Source organism: Actinomadura xylanilytica (assembly GCF_030283145.1).
In the GTDB taxonomy this organism is placed as follows: domain Bacteria; phylum Actinomycetota; class Actinomycetes; order Streptosporangiales; family Streptosporangiaceae; genus Spirillospora; species Spirillospora xylanilytica.
On record NZ_JASNWE010000004.1, the window covers coordinates 1,175,906 to 1,190,179 of the forward strand.

Annotated in this window: 18 protein-coding genes; 3 read left to right on the forward strand and 15 right to left on the reverse strand. The window is 70.8% G+C overall.

From position 1 onward, the window contains the following. Positions 1-2 precede the first annotated feature (2 nt). Positions 3-1,802: a hypothetical protein gene (locus tag QP090_RS29235; protein WP_285942680.1), complete on the forward strand. Its 1,800-nt coding sequence runs from the start codon at positions 3-5 to the stop codon at positions 1,800-1,802. Between the two features lie 102 nt (positions 1,803-1,904). Here the strand turns inward: QP090_RS29235 and truA are convergent, their stop codons facing one another. From truA to infA, 8 genes are all read right to left on the reverse strand, one after another. After that, positions 1,905-2,864: a tRNA pseudouridine(38-40) synthase TruA gene (gene truA / locus QP090_RS29240; RefSeq protein WP_285942681.1), complete on the reverse strand. Its 960-nt coding sequence runs from the start codon at positions 2,862-2,864 to the stop codon at positions 1,905-1,907. Positions 2,865-3,161: 297 nt separating this feature from the next. After that, positions 3,162-3,674, reverse strand: coding sequence for a 50S ribosomal protein L17 (rplQ, locus tag QP090_RS29245; RefSeq protein WP_285942682.1), 513 nt, complete (start codon positions 3,672-3,674; stop codon positions 3,162-3,164). A gap of 87 nt (positions 3,675-3,761) precedes the next feature. Continuing rightward, positions 3,762-4,775 carry a DNA-directed RNA polymerase subunit alpha gene (locus QP090_RS29250; RefSeq protein ID WP_285942683.1) on the reverse strand — a complete coding sequence of 338 codons (1,014 nt, stop codon included), beginning with the start codon at positions 4,773-4,775 and terminating at the stop codon, positions 3,762-3,764. Positions 4,776-4,895: 120 nt separating this feature from the next. Continuing rightward, complete coding sequence (rpsD, locus tag QP090_RS29255) at positions 4,896-5,522, reverse strand: 30S ribosomal protein S4 (RefSeq protein ID WP_285942684.1); 627 nt, start codon at positions 5,520-5,522, stop codon at positions 4,896-4,898. A gap of 91 nt (positions 5,523-5,613) precedes the next feature. Beyond that, on the reverse strand, positions 5,614-6,015 hold the full coding sequence (rpsK, locus tag QP090_RS29260; RefSeq protein WP_285942685.1) for a 30S ribosomal protein S11: 402 nt from the start codon (positions 6,013-6,015) through the stop codon (positions 5,614-5,616). Between the two features lie 55 nt (positions 6,016-6,070). Continuing rightward, a complete protein-coding gene (gene rpsM / locus QP090_RS29265) occupies positions 6,071-6,451 on the reverse strand; it encodes a 30S ribosomal protein S13 (protein ID WP_285942830.1) in 381 nt (126 codons plus the stop codon). 186 nt (positions 6,452-6,637) lie between these two features. Next, a complete protein-coding gene (gene rpmJ, locus QP090_RS29270) occupies positions 6,638-6,751 on the reverse strand; it encodes a 50S ribosomal protein L36 (RefSeq protein WP_021596712.1) in 114 nt (37 codons plus the stop codon). Positions 6,752-6,895: 144 nt separating this feature from the next. Beyond that, a complete protein-coding gene (gene infA / locus QP090_RS29275) occupies positions 6,896-7,117 on the reverse strand; it encodes a translation initiation factor IF-1 (RefSeq protein WP_018657567.1) in 222 nt (73 codons plus the stop codon). Between the two features lie 260 nt (positions 7,118-7,377). On the opposite strand from infA, the gene QP090_RS29280 reads away from it, so the two are divergent. Then, entirely contained in the window at positions 7,378-7,935 is a 558-nt protein-coding gene (locus tag QP090_RS29280) for a hypothetical protein (protein ID WP_285942686.1), read from the forward strand. Between the two features lie 73 nt (positions 7,936-8,008). On the opposite strand, the gene QP090_RS29285 is transcribed toward QP090_RS29280, so the two are convergent. Together QP090_RS29285 and QP090_RS29290 are read right to left on the reverse strand one after the other, a co-directional pair. Next, on the reverse strand, positions 8,009-8,653 hold the full coding sequence (locus QP090_RS29285) for a class F sortase (protein ID WP_285942687.1): 645 nt from the start codon (positions 8,651-8,653) through the stop codon (positions 8,009-8,011). Between the two features lie 55 nt (positions 8,654-8,708). Next, positions 8,709-9,224, reverse strand: coding sequence for a hypothetical protein (locus QP090_RS29290; protein WP_285942688.1), 516 nt, complete (start codon positions 9,222-9,224; stop codon positions 8,709-8,711). Between the two features lie 188 nt (positions 9,225-9,412). On the opposite strand from QP090_RS29290, the gene QP090_RS29295 reads away from it, so the two are divergent. Further along, positions 9,413-10,228: a phosphodiesterase gene (locus QP090_RS29295; protein WP_285942689.1), complete on the forward strand. Its 816-nt coding sequence runs from the start codon at positions 9,413-9,415 to the stop codon at positions 10,226-10,228. A 15-nt stretch (positions 10,229-10,243) separates the two neighbouring features. Here QP090_RS29295 and QP090_RS29300 read toward each other — a convergent pair whose 3' ends face one another. From QP090_RS29300 to rplO, 5 genes are all read right to left on the reverse strand, one after another. Then, positions 10,244-10,684, reverse strand: coding sequence for a DUF1707 SHOCT-like domain-containing protein (locus tag QP090_RS29300; protein ID WP_285942690.1), 441 nt, complete (start codon positions 10,682-10,684; stop codon positions 10,244-10,246). A 20-nt stretch (positions 10,685-10,704) separates the two neighbouring features. Then, positions 10,705-11,526, reverse strand: a complete 822-nt coding sequence (gene map, locus QP090_RS29305; RefSeq protein WP_285942691.1) for a type I methionyl aminopeptidase — start codon at positions 11,524-11,526, stop codon at positions 10,705-10,707. Between the two features lie 125 nt (positions 11,527-11,651). Continuing rightward, on the reverse strand, positions 11,652-12,302 hold the full coding sequence (locus QP090_RS29310) for an adenylate kinase (protein WP_285942692.1): 651 nt from the start codon (positions 12,300-12,302) through the stop codon (positions 11,652-11,654). Next, a complete protein-coding gene (secY, locus tag QP090_RS29315; RefSeq protein ID WP_285942693.1) occupies positions 12,302-13,597 on the reverse strand; it encodes a preprotein translocase subunit SecY in 1,296 nt (431 codons plus the stop codon). Before secY ends, QP090_RS29310 begins: the two co-directional genes overlap by 1 nt. Before the next feature lie 194 nt (positions 13,598-13,791). Next, a complete protein-coding gene (gene rplO, locus QP090_RS29320) occupies positions 13,792-14,274 on the reverse strand; it encodes a 50S ribosomal protein L15 (RefSeq protein WP_285942694.1) in 483 nt (160 codons plus the stop codon).

Below are 14,274 nucleotides of genomic sequence, written 5' to 3' on the forward strand. Positions count from 1 at the left end.
TTATGTCTGGACCTAGAGAGACCCGGGAGTCCGCCGAGGAGGCGGGGACGGCATCCGTCCCCGCCCCCGCGGCGCCGCCCAGTTTCGGCAGCGCGGGTCCCCCGGCCGGCGAGACCGGCACCCCCGCCCCGGCCGATGCGGCCTCCATCGATACAGCTCCCGCCGCGACCGGCACCGCCGAAGAGGCGCAGCCCACGGTCTCCGGCGCCCTCCGGCTCCCGCCGTTCGGCCTTCAGACCCCCTGGTGGGCGGCGGACTCCGGGACCGACACGGCTCCCCCCACCGATCTCCCTCCGCCACCACCCGCCGACCCTGAACCGGAGGTTCGGCCGGAACCGGCGCTCGAACTGCCCCCCGACCCCCACCCCGACCTCGGCCCTGAGCCCGGGTCCGGGCCGGTGCAGCCGCACGTCCAGCCGCCCGGCACGCTCGTGGCGGGCCTCGGGGCCCCCAACGTCGACAGCCGCGGGGCCGTCCCGGCCAAGCCGATCGTTCACCGTCCCGGCCCGAAGATCGCCGACACCGACCCGGACGGCATCCCGGTCACCGTCGCTCCCGTCCCGCAGCAGCGGCCTCCGGCGGCGCCGAAGCCGGAGACGGCGGCCAAGCCCGTCCTGGCGAAGCCCGCCCCCGCAGACCCCGCCCCGGCGAAGGCCGTCCCCGCGCAGGTCACCCCGGTGCAGGTCACTCCGGTGCAGGTCACTCCGGCGCAGGTCAACCCAGCGCAGGTCACCCCGGTGCAGACCGCGCAGACGGCCCCCGCGAAGGCGGCTTCCACGGGACGGGCCAAGTCCAGCACCGCGTCGGGGCCCGTCCTCATCCCGGATGCGATCCTCCCGCCGGGCGTCTCCCCGCCCGCCGACGGCAGCGCGCCCATCGCGACGGAGGCGACCGCGCCGCCGCAGACGGGCCAGGCCGGAGACGCGGGCGAAGCGACGGTCGTCACCCCGACCTACCACTCCGAAGGCGGGATCCCGCTCGACGACTCCTCACCCGCCTCCACCACCGCGGGCCAAGGCGTCTTCACCGGGACCGGGACCGGGACCGGTACGCCGGCAGGCCCGGCCAAGGGCGGATCGAAGTCCGGTGGCGACGGCTGGCGCAAGCCCGGAGTGATCGGCGGCGGCGCGGTCGCGATCGTCGCGGCGGCCGTGGCGGTCTTCCTGATCGCCGGCTCCGGCTCCGGAGACCCGGCGCCGTCCAAGGACGCCGCGGGCTCGGCGCCCGCCCAGTCGTCCGCGCCGGCGCCCGCTCCCACGCTGCCGCCCCCGCCCGCCAAGCCCGTCGACATCGGCAACGAGCAGACCGACACCAAGCCGCTCGCGCTCGCCGAGGCCTACCCCACCGGCACCATCGACCTGGGCGGACGGACCTACGTCCGCGACCGCTCCTCGGTCAACCACCGCTGCTCGCTCGCCGCGCGCGGCGAGATGGCGCAGGCGCTCATCAGGGAGGGGTGTCGCAGCGTCGTGCGGGTCACCTTCCTCGGCAAGAAGAAGGCGCTGGCGGTCACGTCCGGCATCGTGTCCATGCCCGACCGCGCCGCCGCGCTCAAGGTGAACCGGGCCGGAGACCCCGGCAAGTACGAGTGGTTCCGCGGCATGGCCGGCCAGAACTCCCAGAAGATCGACCAGGCGGGCGGCTACGCGTCCAGCACCGTCCGCGGCCGGTACATCGCCTACGCGTACGCGACGTACGCCGACGGCAAGCGTCCCGCTCCGGGCGACACCCTGCTCAAGGACATCGCGCAGCAGTTCCTGGACTACAGCCTCCGGCCGATCGAGGCCCGCGCCCGAGGCTGACCCATCGCCCCGCGCGCCCGTGGCGTGTCCCCGGCCATCCGGCGGACACGCCACGCGCCACGGGCGCCCGTTCCACGCCCGTGCCGCGCCCGCCGCCGACGCTCAGGCGGAAGGGCCGCCCAGCGGTTCGGTGCCAGGCCCGAGGCCGACGCCGAAGCCGTGGCCGAGGCCATGACCGGACGAGGCGGTCCCCGGCGTGGCGGTGACCGCACCCGGACCGCCCGGCGCCGCCGTCGCGGTGGCGTTGAGCGTGCGGACCCTGCGGGTCTGCTGGGCGCGCTGCGCCAGGTCCTCGTCGTCCGGGTAGCGGATCTCCTCCAGCGACAGCCCGTGCGCGGGCGCCACGTTCACGCCCGAGTCGCGGACGCGGGCCGCCAGCACCTCGGACGGCCACTCGATCGCGCGGCGCCCGTCCCCGACCATCAGCAGCGCGCCGACCAGCGCCCGCACCATCGAGTGGCAGAACGCGTCGGCCTCGACCGTCGCGACGGCGATGTGCGGGGCCTCGCGGGTCCACTCGTACCGCTGGAGCTCGCGGATCGTGGTCGCGCCCTCCCGCTTGCGGCAGAACGCGGCGAAGTCGTGCTCGCCCACCAGCAGCGCGGTGGCCTCGTTCATCCGCTCCAGGTTGATCGGACGGGGATGGACGAGCACGTCGTGCCGGCGCAGCGGCTCCACCCCGACCGGGTTGTCGCACACCCGGTAGACGTACCGGCGGCACAGCGCCGAGAAACGCGCGTCGAACCCCTCGGGCGCCACCGACACCCGCCACACCCGCACGTCCGGGGGCAGCATGCCCGCCAGCCGGCGCGGCATGGTGCCGTTGACCGTGGAGTACGCGGCGACCGGCAGCACCACGTGCGCGACCTGGCCGCGGGCGTGCACCCCGGCGTCGGTCCGTCCCGCGACGGTGAGCACGGGCCCCGGGTCGAGCCGCAGCAGCCGGGCGAGGGCGTCCTCGATCACGCCCTGCACGGTCCGCTGGCCCGGCTGCCGGGCCCAGCCCGCGAAGTCGGACCCGTCGTAGCCGATGTCGAGCCGGAGCCGCACCAGCGCGGTCATGTCCGCACCCTCTCCGGCGCGTCCCCCAGCGGAACGCCCCGTTCGGGCACGCCCCTCCGCGTCACGCCCGCCGGTTCCCCGAAGGGAGGTGTCCTCGTCCAAAACCGCTGCCTGTCCATCCTGCCCGACGCGCGTTCTCCATCATCGGGCACAGTCTCGACACGCTCCCCTGTGAATCGTCGCCCCCCTGACCTGACCATGAGATCAAGTCTGGCAAAGATCAGGCCCGCCGTCCCGTAGCGGAACGGCGGGCCCTCACGAAAATCGAGCGGAACGCTCTCAGAAGAGGCGTGACCCCTACTTGTCGTCGTCCGCGCCCTTGGCCTCGGTGGCCTCGGCGGCGTCGCCGGTGACGGCGGCGGCCTCGTCGGTCGCCGGAACCTCGGTCTCGGCCGTGGTCGCCGCGGTGGCGGTGTCCTCGGCCGCCGGGGCGGTTCCGGTGGCGGCGGCCATCTGCTCCTGGACCAGCTCGATCACGGCCATCGGGGCGTTGTCGCCCTTGCGCGGCCCGATCTTGGTGATCCGGGTGTAGCCGCCGGGACGGGTCTCGAAGCGCGGCGCGATCTCGGTGAAGAGCCCGTGCACGACGCCCTTGTCCCGGATCACCTTGGCCACCTGGCGACGGTTGTGCAGGTCGCCCTTCTTGGCCTTGGTGATCAGCTTCTCCGCCAGCGGACGCACCCGCCGGGCCTTGGCCTCGGTGGTGGTGATCTTGCCGTGCTCGAACAGCGCCGTGGCCAGGTTGGCCAGGATCAGGCGCTGGTGCGCGGCGCTGCCGCCGAGGCGGGCACCCTTGGTGGGCTGAGGCATGGTGCTTCCTTCCTGCGCCGGCCGTGTCAGGTACCGGCGTCAGCCGAATCCCCGTGACCGGACGGCCCGGTCACGGGGAGAGATGATCTAGTACTGCTCGGTCTCGGCGTAGCTCTGGTCGTCGTCGCCGTAGTTGTCGGCCGCCGCGCTCGGGTCGAACCCGGGCGGGGAGTCCTTCAGCGAGAGGCCCATGTCGTTGAGCTTCTGCTTGACCTCTTCGATCGACTTGGCGCCGAAATTCCTTATATCCAGAAGGTCCTGCTCGCTGCGGGCGACCAGCTCGCCCACAGAGTGGATGCCCTCGCGCTTGAGGCAGTTGTAGGACCGCACCGTGAGGTTGAGCTCCTCGATCGGCAGGGCCAGGTCCGCGGCGAGCGCGGCGTCGGTGGGCGAGGGGCCCATGTCGATGCCCTCGGCCTCGACGTTGAGCTCCCGGGCCAGCCCGAACAGCTCGACCAGGGTCTTGCCGGCGGACGCGACCGCGTCGCGCGGCAGCATCGCCTGCTTGGTCTCCACGTCGACGATCAGCCGGTCGAAGTCGGTGCGCTGCTCGACTCGGGTGGCCTCGACCTTGTAGGTGACCTTGAGCACGGGCGAGTAGATGGAGTCGATCGGGATCCGGCCGATCTCCTGGCCCGGCTGCTTGTTCTGCGCGGCCGAGACGTAGCCGCGACCGCGCTCGACGGTCAGCTCCATCTCCAGCTTGGCCTTGTTGTTCAGCGTGGCGATGTGCAGGTCGGGGTTGTGCACCTCGACCCCGGCCGGCGGCGCGATGTCGGCCGCGGTCACCTCGCCGGGCCCCTGCTTGCGCAGGTACATCACCACGGGCTCGTCGTGCTCGGACGAGACGACGAGCTCCTTGAGGTTCAGGATGATGTCGGTGACATCCTCCTTGACCCCCGGGACCGTGGAGAACTCGTGGAGGACGCCCTCGATCCGGATGCTGGTGACGGCGGCGCCGGGAATCGAGGAGAGCAGCGTGCGACGCAGCGAGTTGCCGATCGTGTAGCCGAAGCCCGGCTCCAGCGGCTCGATGGTGAACCGCGACCGGTACTCGTCGACCTGCTCTTCGGTGAGAGTGGGACGCTGTGCGATGAGCATGGTGATGCCTTCTTTCCGCGGTGCCCGCTATTTGACGACCGCGTTCTCTATTCTGCCCGAACTCGCCGGGATCCCACATACCCCCCGGAGGAGGCGGCGGGATCCCGGCGAGGGCGAGGACTACTTGGAGTAGTACTCGACGATGAGCTGCTCCTGGATCGGAGCGTCGATCTGCTGCCGGACGGGCAGCGAGTGCACGAGGATGCGCATCTTGTCAGCGTCGACCCCGAGCCAGGCCGGGACCTGGCGCTCGCCGGACTCGGCCTTGGCGACCGCGAACGGCGTCAGCTCGAGGGACTTGCCCTTGACGTCGACGATGTCGGCCTCGCCCACCAGGGCGGACGGGATGTCGACCTTGCGGCCGTTCACCCGGATGTGGCCGTGGCGGATGAGCTGGCGGGCCATGTCGCGGGACTTGGCGAAGCCGCCGCGGTAGACCACGTTGTCGAGACGGCGCTCGAGCAGCACGAGCATGTTCTCGCCCGTCTTGCCGCCCTGGCGGTTGGCCTCGGCGTAGTAGTTGCTGAACTGCCGCTCCAGCACGCCGTAGATGCGGCGGGCCTTCTGCTTCTCGCGAAGCTGGAGCAGGTACTCGGTCTCCTTGGGACGACCGCGACCGTGCTCACCCGGCGGGTAGGGACGGATCTCGATCGGGCACTTGGGGCCCTCGCACTTGCTGCCCTTGAGGAACAGCTTCATCTTCTCGCGGCGGCAAAGCTTGCAGTCCGCGCCGGTGTAACGTGCCATTTTCCTGTTCTCCCCCTGCCTCAGACGCGCCGGTTGTTGGACGCGACCGGGCGCTGGTCGCCCTGGGCAAATTCCACATTGCTCATGACGGTCAGACCCGCCGGCGCTTGGGCGGGCGGCAGCCGTTGTGCGGAACGGGCGTGACGTCCTGGATGGAGCCCACCTCGAGGCCGGTCGCCTGAAGCGACCGGATGGCGGTCTCGCGACCCGAACCCGGGCCCTTGACGAAGACGTCGACCTTGCGCATGCCGTGCTCCATCGCGCGCCGGGCGGCGGCCTCGGCGGCCTGCTGCGCGGCGAACGGGGTCGACTTGCGCGAGCCCTTGAAGCCCACGTGGCCGGAGGAGGCCCAGGCGATCACGTTGCCGTTGGGGTCGGTGATCGAAACGATCGTGTTGTTGAACGTGCTCTTGATGTGGGCGTGCCCATGAGCGACGTTCTTCTTTTCCTTGCGGCGCACCTTCTTGGCGCCGACACGGCTCTTGGGAGGCATCTGCTCTCTCTACTCCTGAGGTCGTCGATCCGGACGGACCGATGGTCCGGGCGGACTACTTCTTGCCGGCCTTCTTCTTGCCGGCCACGGTCTTCTTCTTGCCCTTGCGGGTACGCGCGTTGGTCTGGGTGCGCTGACCGTGCACGGGCAGCCCGCGACGGTGCCGGACGCCCTGGTAGCAACCAATTTCGATCTTGCGGCGGATGTCCGCCTGGACCTCGCGGCGAAGGTCACCCTCGACCTTGTAGTTCGCGTCGATCCAGTCGCGCAGCCGCACCAGTTCGTCGTCACCCAGCTGGTGCACCCGCAGGTCACCGCTGATGCCGGTGCCCTCCAGGGTCTCCAGCGCGCGGGTCCGGCCGATGCCGAAGACGTAGGTGAGAGCGACCTCGAGGCGCTTTTCGCGCGGGAGGTCGACGCCGAGCAGGCGTGCCATCTCGGGCAGTTCCCTTCGTTTCACGGAGGTATGGACGCATCGCCTCCGCACACACCCTGCCCGGGTGGCGGCCCCGGCCTCCGTCGTCCGAGGGTCCCTTCACACGCCGGTGCCGCACGACCGATCAAGGTCGTGCGGCCACCGGGGGGTGAAGGCTTGCGATGCGCTTGCGGTAATGGCGGGCGGTCAGCCCTGGCGCTGCTTGTGGCGCGGGTCGGAGCAGATGACCATGACCCGGCCGTGCCGGCGGATGACGCGGCACTTGTTGCAGATCTTCTTGACGCTCGGCTTGACCTTCACTGGGTCTCCTAAAGGATCAGGGTCACCCCCGTGCCGCCACGCACGGGGAAGGCAACCCCAGTGGATGTGAAGCGGTCTCCTCCCCAACCGGAGGGGAGACCGTCTCCCGTCACCTCGGCGGGCGGCCGGGGCGCGGGATCGTTTTCACTTGTAGCGGTAGACGATCCGACCGCGCGTGAGGTCGTAGGGGCTCAACTCCACAACGACGCGGTCGTCCGGCAGAATTCGGATGTAGTGCATCCGCATCTTGCCGCTGATGTGGGCGAGCACCTTGTGCCCGTTGTCCAGTTCCACCCTGAACATGGCGTTCGGGAGGGACTCGATGACGGTGCCCTCGATCTCGATGGCCCCTTCTTTCTTGGGCATGTCCTCCGCGCTTCGCTGATCGGCTCATTGGACGCGGCCCGGAGCCCCCAAGGGGATTCGGCCGCACCCAGGCGAAGGCGTCGGAGACGCACAAGCAGGGGTTGAGGCGGCCTACAACGGACCGACATAGGAGTCTACGTCACCGGGCCGCCGAATGCGAAATTATCGCACGATCCGGCTCCGGAGACTGCTCCCGATACAAGCATACCTCGCTCCCGCGTTGTACCTTTCGAGGAGAGAAACGTCCAGGGAGGATCGGCATGCCGAGCTATGACTTCGCGCTGCTCCTCAGCCGTCCCCTCTACGAGGAGGAGCTCGACCCGCTGTTCGACCGCACCCACGGCGCGGTGACGGTGTCGATCATCAGTGAGCCCCAGCACGCCGATCGCCCCGGCAACGCCTCCTGCTCATGGCAGGGCGCGACCCTCGCCGCGGCGATCATGGATGTGGTGGAGCACGTCGAGGCGAGCGCCCCCGGCCTGCACGTCCTCCAGGTCGAGGCCGACCCGCTGCTGACCATCCGCGACATCGCCGAGCGGGTCGGCCGCTCGGTCGACTCGGTCCGGCTGGCGATCACCGGGGCGCGCGGCCCCGGCGGCTTTCCCGCGTCCGAGATCTCGTCCGCGGGGCACCGGCTGTGGCGCTGGTCCAAAGTGGCCGCGTGGTACGGCCTCGACGACCCGCAGCTCATCGAGGCCAAGCCCACCGCGCAGGCCATCAACGGCTGGCTCGCGCTGCGCGACGTGGTACCCGATGTGGCCCCGGCACCGGAGGACGTCACCTCCGCGCTGTCGGCCGTCATCCCCCGCGTCGCCTGAGGACAGGCCGCATGAGAGACGCCGCCTGAACAGACGAGGACCGAAACCCGGGTCGCGACGCGGTCGGGCGCGCTCACGTACGGACCAGGTCGGTGAGGCGGTAGGCCGCCGCGAAGGTCGCGTACACGATCAGGTTGTCGTCGTAGGCGCGACGCGCGCGGTCGTACCGTCCGGCGCAGGTGATCAGGCGCAGCTCGGGCCGTCCGCCCGAGGCGTGCACCCGCGCCGCCGGGAAGCTGCCCTTGGGCGCCTGCTCGGCGGAGACCATCCGGAACACCGCGACCGTGTCGTCGGCCCGGACGACACCGATCAGGTCGCCCGGCCTCAGCTCCCTCAGCCGCGCGAACACGGCCGGTCCCGACGAGGTGGCCAGGTGGCCGACGAGCACCGCCGCGCCCGGCTCGCCGGGGCTCGGGCCCCGCTCATACCAGCCCGCCCGGTCGCGATCGCGCCCGGGCGGCGGCACGATCGCACCGTCCCGGCCACGCCCGACACGCGCGAGCGTCGCGTGCACCCCGATCTTCGGGATCGCCACCGAGACCGGCAGCGCCCGGCCGAGCATGCCGCGCAGCGGGATCGGCGCGGCCCGCCCGTCCGGCCCGGCGGCCCGCTCGCCCGGCGGCGCGATCAGCCCCGGAAGCGCCATCACCTCGCGTGCGGCCCCCGGACGGCCCTGCCGGGCGTACGCGCAGCATCCGACGGCCTGGGGGTGCCCCATGGCCGCGTCCAGCGCACAGCGGCTCCTGGCGCCTCCGCGGCGCCCCCCGCACCGGTCAGCCATCGGAGCCCGACCGGCGCTTCCGGCCGACCAGCAGGCCCAGCCCGGCGGCCAGCGACAGCACCACCCCGGCCCCCACCGTGACCAGCACCCCCCAGTCGCGCCCGGACCGCGCCGCCGCGAGGCCGGACGCGAGCCCGCCGCCCCCGGCGTCGGAGCCCTGGACGAGCTCGGTGACCGTGATCCGTCCGGCCAGGATCCCGCCGCCGGCGCACGCCACCTCCACCGGGTACACGCCGGGCTCGGCGCCGGGATCGATCGGCGCCGCCCCGAACGGACGCGGCGTCGTCGCGTCCAGCGCGTACCGGAGATCGACCCGCGAGCCGATGGGGAACGCCTTGGACCGCGCCGTCGGATCCGTGCAGGTGTCGGGCACCGAGAGCTGGACCGACTCCCCGGGCTGCACCGTCCCCGGCTCCACCCGCACGCTCCCGTCCGCACGCGCGCCGGGCGCGGCCAGCAGCGCGGCACAGGCCACCGCCGCCAAGGCCGCCTTCGTCTTGCGGGCCATCGTCTCCCCCGGTCGGCCCCGGTGTCGGACGGGCCCGTGACCTTCTTCTCCCCGGGTCGAGTCGACAGCCCGGTCAACCGGGCGCAAAGATCATCCCAGCACTCGGCCCGGTGCCCAGCACCGCGCCCGGACCTTCGGATGTGACCGAACCGCGAGACCGTGATGTGCTTACCGGAGGGGGAGGATCGATGGCGATCATTGCTCAGCTGAGCGACATCCACCTGGCCGTCGGCCGCGACGGCGAGGTGGACGACGGTTCGGGCCCCGTCAGGGCGCTGCGGGCCGCGGTGTCGAGCCTGCTCTCGCTGCCCGCGCGCCCCGACGCCGTCGTGCTCACCGGCGATCTGGCCGACGGCGGACTGCCCGCCGAGTACGCCCGGCTGCACGCGCTGCTCTCCCCGCTGCCCATGGCGGTGCACCCGATGCCCGGCACCCACGACGACCGCGACGCGCTGCGCGCGGCGTTCCGCGACCACACCGCCGTGGCCGGCTCCGGAACCGCCCCACAGGCCCCCGTGCAGTACGCGGCGGCCGTGGGCGGCGCCAGGCTGGTCTGCTGCGACACCACCGGCGACGGCGCCCTGCGCGGGCAGATGGACTCCGCCAGGCTCGACTGGCTCGACCGGACGCTCGCCGCCGAGCCGGCCACGCCGACCGTGGTGGCCACCCACCACCCGCCCTACCCGGTCGGGATCCGCTTCATCGACGACATGCGCTTCGCCGACCCGTCCGGGCTCGCCGCCGTCATCGCCCGGCACCCGCAGGTGGTTCGGATCATCAGCGGGCACGTGCACCGGGGCTCGGTGGGGTCGCTGGCCGGAACGGTCAGCACCACCTGCCCGAGCACCTACCGGCAGCTCTTCCTCGATCTCACCCGCCCGGGACGCGCCGCGGTGACCGGTGAGCCCGCCGGGTTCGCCGTCCACCTGATCGGCACCGACGGGACGGCGACCACGCACTTCGTCCCGACCGGCAACTACCGTCCGCTCATGGACGTCGAATAGCCCGCGGGGGCGGGGTCAGCCGCGCCTCGCGCGGATGGTGTTGACCAGCAGCACGACGCCCCACGGCCCGGCGATCCACAGCCACCACGGGAAGACCAGCGTGCCGGTCAACGCCATGATCAGCCAGATCGTCAGGTTGATCCCGCTCACCGCGGCCCACGCCGACCACATCGCCGCGGACCCCCGCAGCTCGATCCCCCCGCCGGACGGGCGCCGCGCGGGCACACTCGCGGTGCCCTTCTGCGCGACCGGGAACGGGTGGTCGTACAGGTCCTCCTCGGGCAGGTCGGCGGTGACCTGGTCGAGCTCGCCGAGCGTCCTGGCCTCGAAGACCGCCTCGATCCGCTCCTGGAGCTCCTCGGTGGTGATGCGGCCCTGGGCGCAGTGCTCACGCAGGCTGGCCGCGACCCGGTCACGGTCGGCGTCCGAGGCCCGCATCTCTGGGTTCGGCGCCATCTCGGTCGTCCCTTCGGTGCTCAACGGGAGGGTTCGCTACCCAGTCTGCCGAACCATTCCCGACCCTCGTCGAGGGCGGTCAGGACGCGGGGACCATCCTCGGTGACCGCGAACGTGTGCTCGAAGTGGGCCGAGGAGCGCCCGTCAGTGGTGACGACCGTCCAGCCGTCCTCCAACTCCAGCGTATCTTTGGTGCCGAGATTCACCATGGGCTCGACGGCGAAGCACATCCCGGGCTCCAGCACCGGCCCGTGGCCGGGCGGGCCGTGGTTGGGGATCAGCGGGTCCATGTGCATCTCGGTGCCGATCCCGTGCCCGCCGTAGCCCTCGACGATGCCGTACGGGCCCTGAGCGCGAATGTAGGACTCGATCGCGTGGGACATGTCGGTGAGGTGGGCCCCGGCGACGCCGGCCCGCAGGCCGTGCCACAGGGACTCCTCGGTCACCTCGATCAGCCTGGCCAGCTCGGCGTCGATCTCGCCGACCGGCACCGTGATCGCCGAGTCGCCGTGCCAGCCCTGCACGATGGCGCCGCAGTCGATGGAGATCACATCGCCGTCCCGCAGCACCTTGCCGGCGTTCGGGATGCCGTGCACGATCTCCTCGTTGACCGAGGCGCAGATCGTGCCGGTGAAGCCGTGGTAGCCCTTGAACGAGGGGACGCCGCCGTGGTCGCGGATGTTCGCCTCGGCGATCACGTCCAGGTCCATGGTGCTGATCCCGGGCTTCACCGCCTCGCGGAGCAGCTTCAGCGTCTCGCCGACCAGGACCCCGGCCGCGCGCATCAACTCGATCTGCTCCGCGGTCTTCATCTGGACCTCGGGCCTACGCCGTTTGAACATCTCTCCCCCAGAATCGGCGCCGGGGCGCCGCCAGGGGGGTCACCCCGCCGCGGCGCGTCCCGGCCGTGAACTCGACCGGCCGGTGCGCGGGCCCGCGGCGGGCGCGGCACCGGCCTCCTCCGCCGTCACTTCTCCAGCGGGCGGAGTGCGGCGAGCGCGCGCTTGGTGACCTCTTCGACCGGACCGGTCGCGTCGATACCGACCAGAATGTTCTCATCAGCATAGAACTGCACCAGGGGCGAGGTGTCGTCCCGGTACACCTCCAGCCGGTGCATGACGACCTGCTCTTTGTCGTCGTCGCGCTGGAACAGCCGGCCGCCGCAGTCGTCGCAGACGTCGTCCTGCTTGTCGTCGAAGTCGACGTGCCAGATCCGGCCGCACTTGTCGCAGGTGCGCCGGCCCGACAGCCGCCGGACGACCTCGTCCTCGTCGACGACCAGTTCGAGCACGATGTCGAGGCGGGTGTCCCACTCGGCCAGGATCTTCTTGAGCGTCTCGGCCTGCGGCACGTTGCGCGGGAACCCGTCGAGCAGGAACCCGTCCTGCGCGTCGTCCTCGGCGAGCCGGTCGCGCACCATCGCGATCGTGACCTCGTCGGGAACCAGGTCGCCGCGGTCCATGTAGCTCTTGGCCTGCCGGCCGAGCTCGGTACCGCCGCTCACGTTGGCTCGGAAGATGTCACCTGTCGAGATCTTCGGGATGGACAGATGCGATGCGATGAACTGGGCCTGCGTCCCCTTGCCCGCACCCGGGGGGCCCACCAGCACGATACGCACTACCGGAGGAAGCCCTCGTAGTTGCGCTGCTGTAGCTGACTCTCGATCTGCTTCACGGTATCCAGTCCGACGCCGACAACGATGAGGATGCTCGTCCCGCCGAACGGAAAGTCCTGGCTCGCGTTCAGGAGTGCGAACGCGACCATGGGGATCAGGGCGACGAGCCCCAGGTACAGGGCACCGGGTGTGGTGATCCGGGTCAGCACGTAGTCGAGGTACTCGGCGGTCGGCCGGCCCGGACGAATACCTGGGATGAACCCACCATACTTCTTCATGTTGTCGGCTACTTCAGCGGGGTTGAAGGTGATCGCCACGTAGAAGTAGGTGAAGAAGATGATGAAGACGAAGAAGATCCCCATGTGCCAGGGGTTGCTCTGCTGGAGGTAGGGCTGGACCTTCTGGAGCCACTTGGTGTTGGGCCACAGCTGGGTCGCGAGCACCGGCAGGTAGAGCAGCGAGGACGCGAAGATCACCGGGATGATGCCGGCCTGGTTGACCTTGAGCGGGATGTAGGTGGAGGTGCCGCCGTACATCCGGCGTCCGACCATCCGCTTGGCGTACTGCACCGGGATCCGGCGCTGCGCCTGCTCGACGAAGACGACGCCCGCCATGATCGCCAAGCCCACGATCAGCACCAGGGCGAAGACGAAGCCGCCCTTGGACTTGTAGATGCTCCAGAACTGGCCGGGGAAGACCGCGACCACCTGGGTGAAGATCATGATGGACATGCCGTTGCCGACGCCGCGGTCGGTGATCAGCTCGCCCAGCCACATGATCACCGCGGTGCCGGCCACCATGCAGATCACCATGGTGACGATCGGGAAGATGCCCTTGTCGTGCAGCACGTCGCCGCCGCCGGACACCCCCTGGAACAGCTGCCCGCTGCTGGCCATCGCCACGATGCCGGTGCCCTGGAGGATGGCCAGCCCGACGGTCAGATAACGCGTGTACTGCGTGATCTTCGTGGTGCCGGCCTGCCCCTCCTTCTTCAGGGCTTCCAGCCGCGGGATCACCACGGTCAGCAGCTGAAGGATGATGCTCGCGGTGATATAGGGCATGATGCCCAGCGCGAACACCGACAGCTTGAGCAGCGCACCACCGCTGAACAGGTCCACCAGCCCGTAGAGCTGATTGCTCTTCTTGGCCGCGTCGGCGGTCTCACGCAGCACTTCCACGTTCACGTTGGGGGTCGGCAGGTTCTGCCCGATCCGGAACACCACGATGATGAACAACGTGAACAACAGCTTTTTACGCAGGTCAGGCGTACGGAAAGCCCGAGCGAACGCGGTCAGCACCATTCCTCCTGCGCGACTGGCGAATCCTTGACAGCCGAGGGGCCGGGTCCATGATCAGCGGGGCGGCCACGCTGGGCCACCGCCGCCCGTGAGACTCTAACAGCAGATGAGACCGGGGCCGCCTCACCGAGCGCATGGCCCTTCCGGCCTCCAGCGCAAGGCGAGTGCGGCCCCGGCATCAAATGTGTCCCTCTTTACAATTCGTCGGCGGTCCCGCCGGCGGCGGCGATCTTCTCCTTGGCGGAGCCGGAGAAGGCGTGCACCTTCACCTGGACCGCCACCGAGATCTCGCCGGTGCCGAGGACCTTGACCGGACGGCCGGAACGAACCGCGCCCCTGGCGGCCAGGTCCGCGGCCGTCACCTCGCCGCCCTCGGGGTAGAGGGCCGCGAGCTTGTCCAGGTTGACGACCTGGAACTCGACCCGGTTCGGGTTCTTGAAGCCCTTGAGCTTCGGAACCCGGCGGATCAGCGGCATCTGGCCGCCCTCGAAGCCGACCGGGACGGTACCGCGGGCCTTGGTGCCCTTGGTGCCGCGACCCGCGGTCTTGCCCTTGGACGCCTCGCCACGGCCCTTGCGGACCTTGGCCCGGTTGGAGCCGGGGGCCGGACGCAGGTCGTGCACCTTGAGCGGCGTGCCCTCGGTGTCGGTGGCGTCCTTGTTCAGATCAGTCGCCAT

What these genes read in the sequence shown, in the direction of transcription:
- QP090_RS29285 (WP_285942687.1), bottom strand. Translation starts at nt 8,653, where the DNA reads ATGGGGCACCCCCAGGCCGTCGGATGCTGCGCGTACGCCCGGCAGGGC.
- rpsM (WP_285942830.1), bottom strand. Translation starts at nt 6,451, where the DNA reads ATGGCACGCCTGCTCGGCGTCGACCTCCCGCGCGAAAAGCGCCTCGAG.
- map (WP_285942691.1), bottom strand. Translation starts at nt 11,526, where the DNA reads ATGTTCAAACGGCGTAGGCCCGAGGTCCAGATGAAGACCGCGGAGCAG.
- rplQ (WP_285942682.1), bottom strand. Translation starts at nt 3,674, where the DNA reads ATGCCTCAGCCCACCAAGGGTGCCCGCCTCGGCGGCAGCGCCGCGCAC.
- QP090_RS29295 (WP_285942689.1), top strand. Translation starts at nt 9,413, where the DNA reads ATGGCGATCATTGCTCAGCTGAGCGACATCCACCTGGCCGTCGGCCGC.
- rplO (WP_285942694.1), bottom strand. Translation starts at nt 14,274, where the DNA reads ATGGCGACTGATCTGAACAAGGACGCCACCGACACCGAGGGCACGCCG.
- QP090_RS29290 (WP_285942688.1), bottom strand. Translation starts at nt 9,224, where the DNA reads ATGGCCCGCAAGACGAAGGCGGCCTTGGCGGCGGTGGCCTGTGCCGCG.
- QP090_RS29300 (WP_285942690.1), bottom strand. Translation starts at nt 10,684, where the DNA reads ATGGCGCCGAACCCAGAGATGCGGGCCTCGGACGCCGACCGTGACCGG.
- truA (WP_285942681.1), bottom strand. Translation starts at nt 2,864, where the DNA reads ATGACCGCGCTGGTGCGGCTCCGGCTCGACATCGGCTACGACGGGTCC.
- QP090_RS29235 (WP_285942680.1), top strand. Translation starts at nt 3, where the DNA reads ATGTCTGGACCTAGAGAGACCCGGGAGTCCGCCGAGGAGGCGGGGACG.
- QP090_RS29250 (WP_285942683.1), bottom strand. Translation starts at nt 4,775, where the DNA reads ATGCTCATCGCACAGCGTCCCACTCTCACCGAAGAGCAGGTCGACGAG.
- rpsK (WP_285942685.1), bottom strand. Translation starts at nt 6,015, where the DNA reads ATGCCTCCCAAGAGCCGTGTCGGCGCCAAGAAGGTGCGCCGCAAGGAA.
- QP090_RS29280 (WP_285942686.1), top strand. Translation starts at nt 7,378, where the DNA reads ATGCCGAGCTATGACTTCGCGCTGCTCCTCAGCCGTCCCCTCTACGAG.
- infA (WP_018657567.1), bottom strand. Translation starts at nt 7,117, where the DNA reads ATGCCCAAGAAAGAAGGGGCCATCGAGATCGAGGGCACCGTCATCGAG.
- rpsD (WP_285942684.1), bottom strand. Translation starts at nt 5,522, where the DNA reads ATGGCACGTTACACCGGCGCGGACTGCAAGCTTTGCCGCCGCGAGAAG.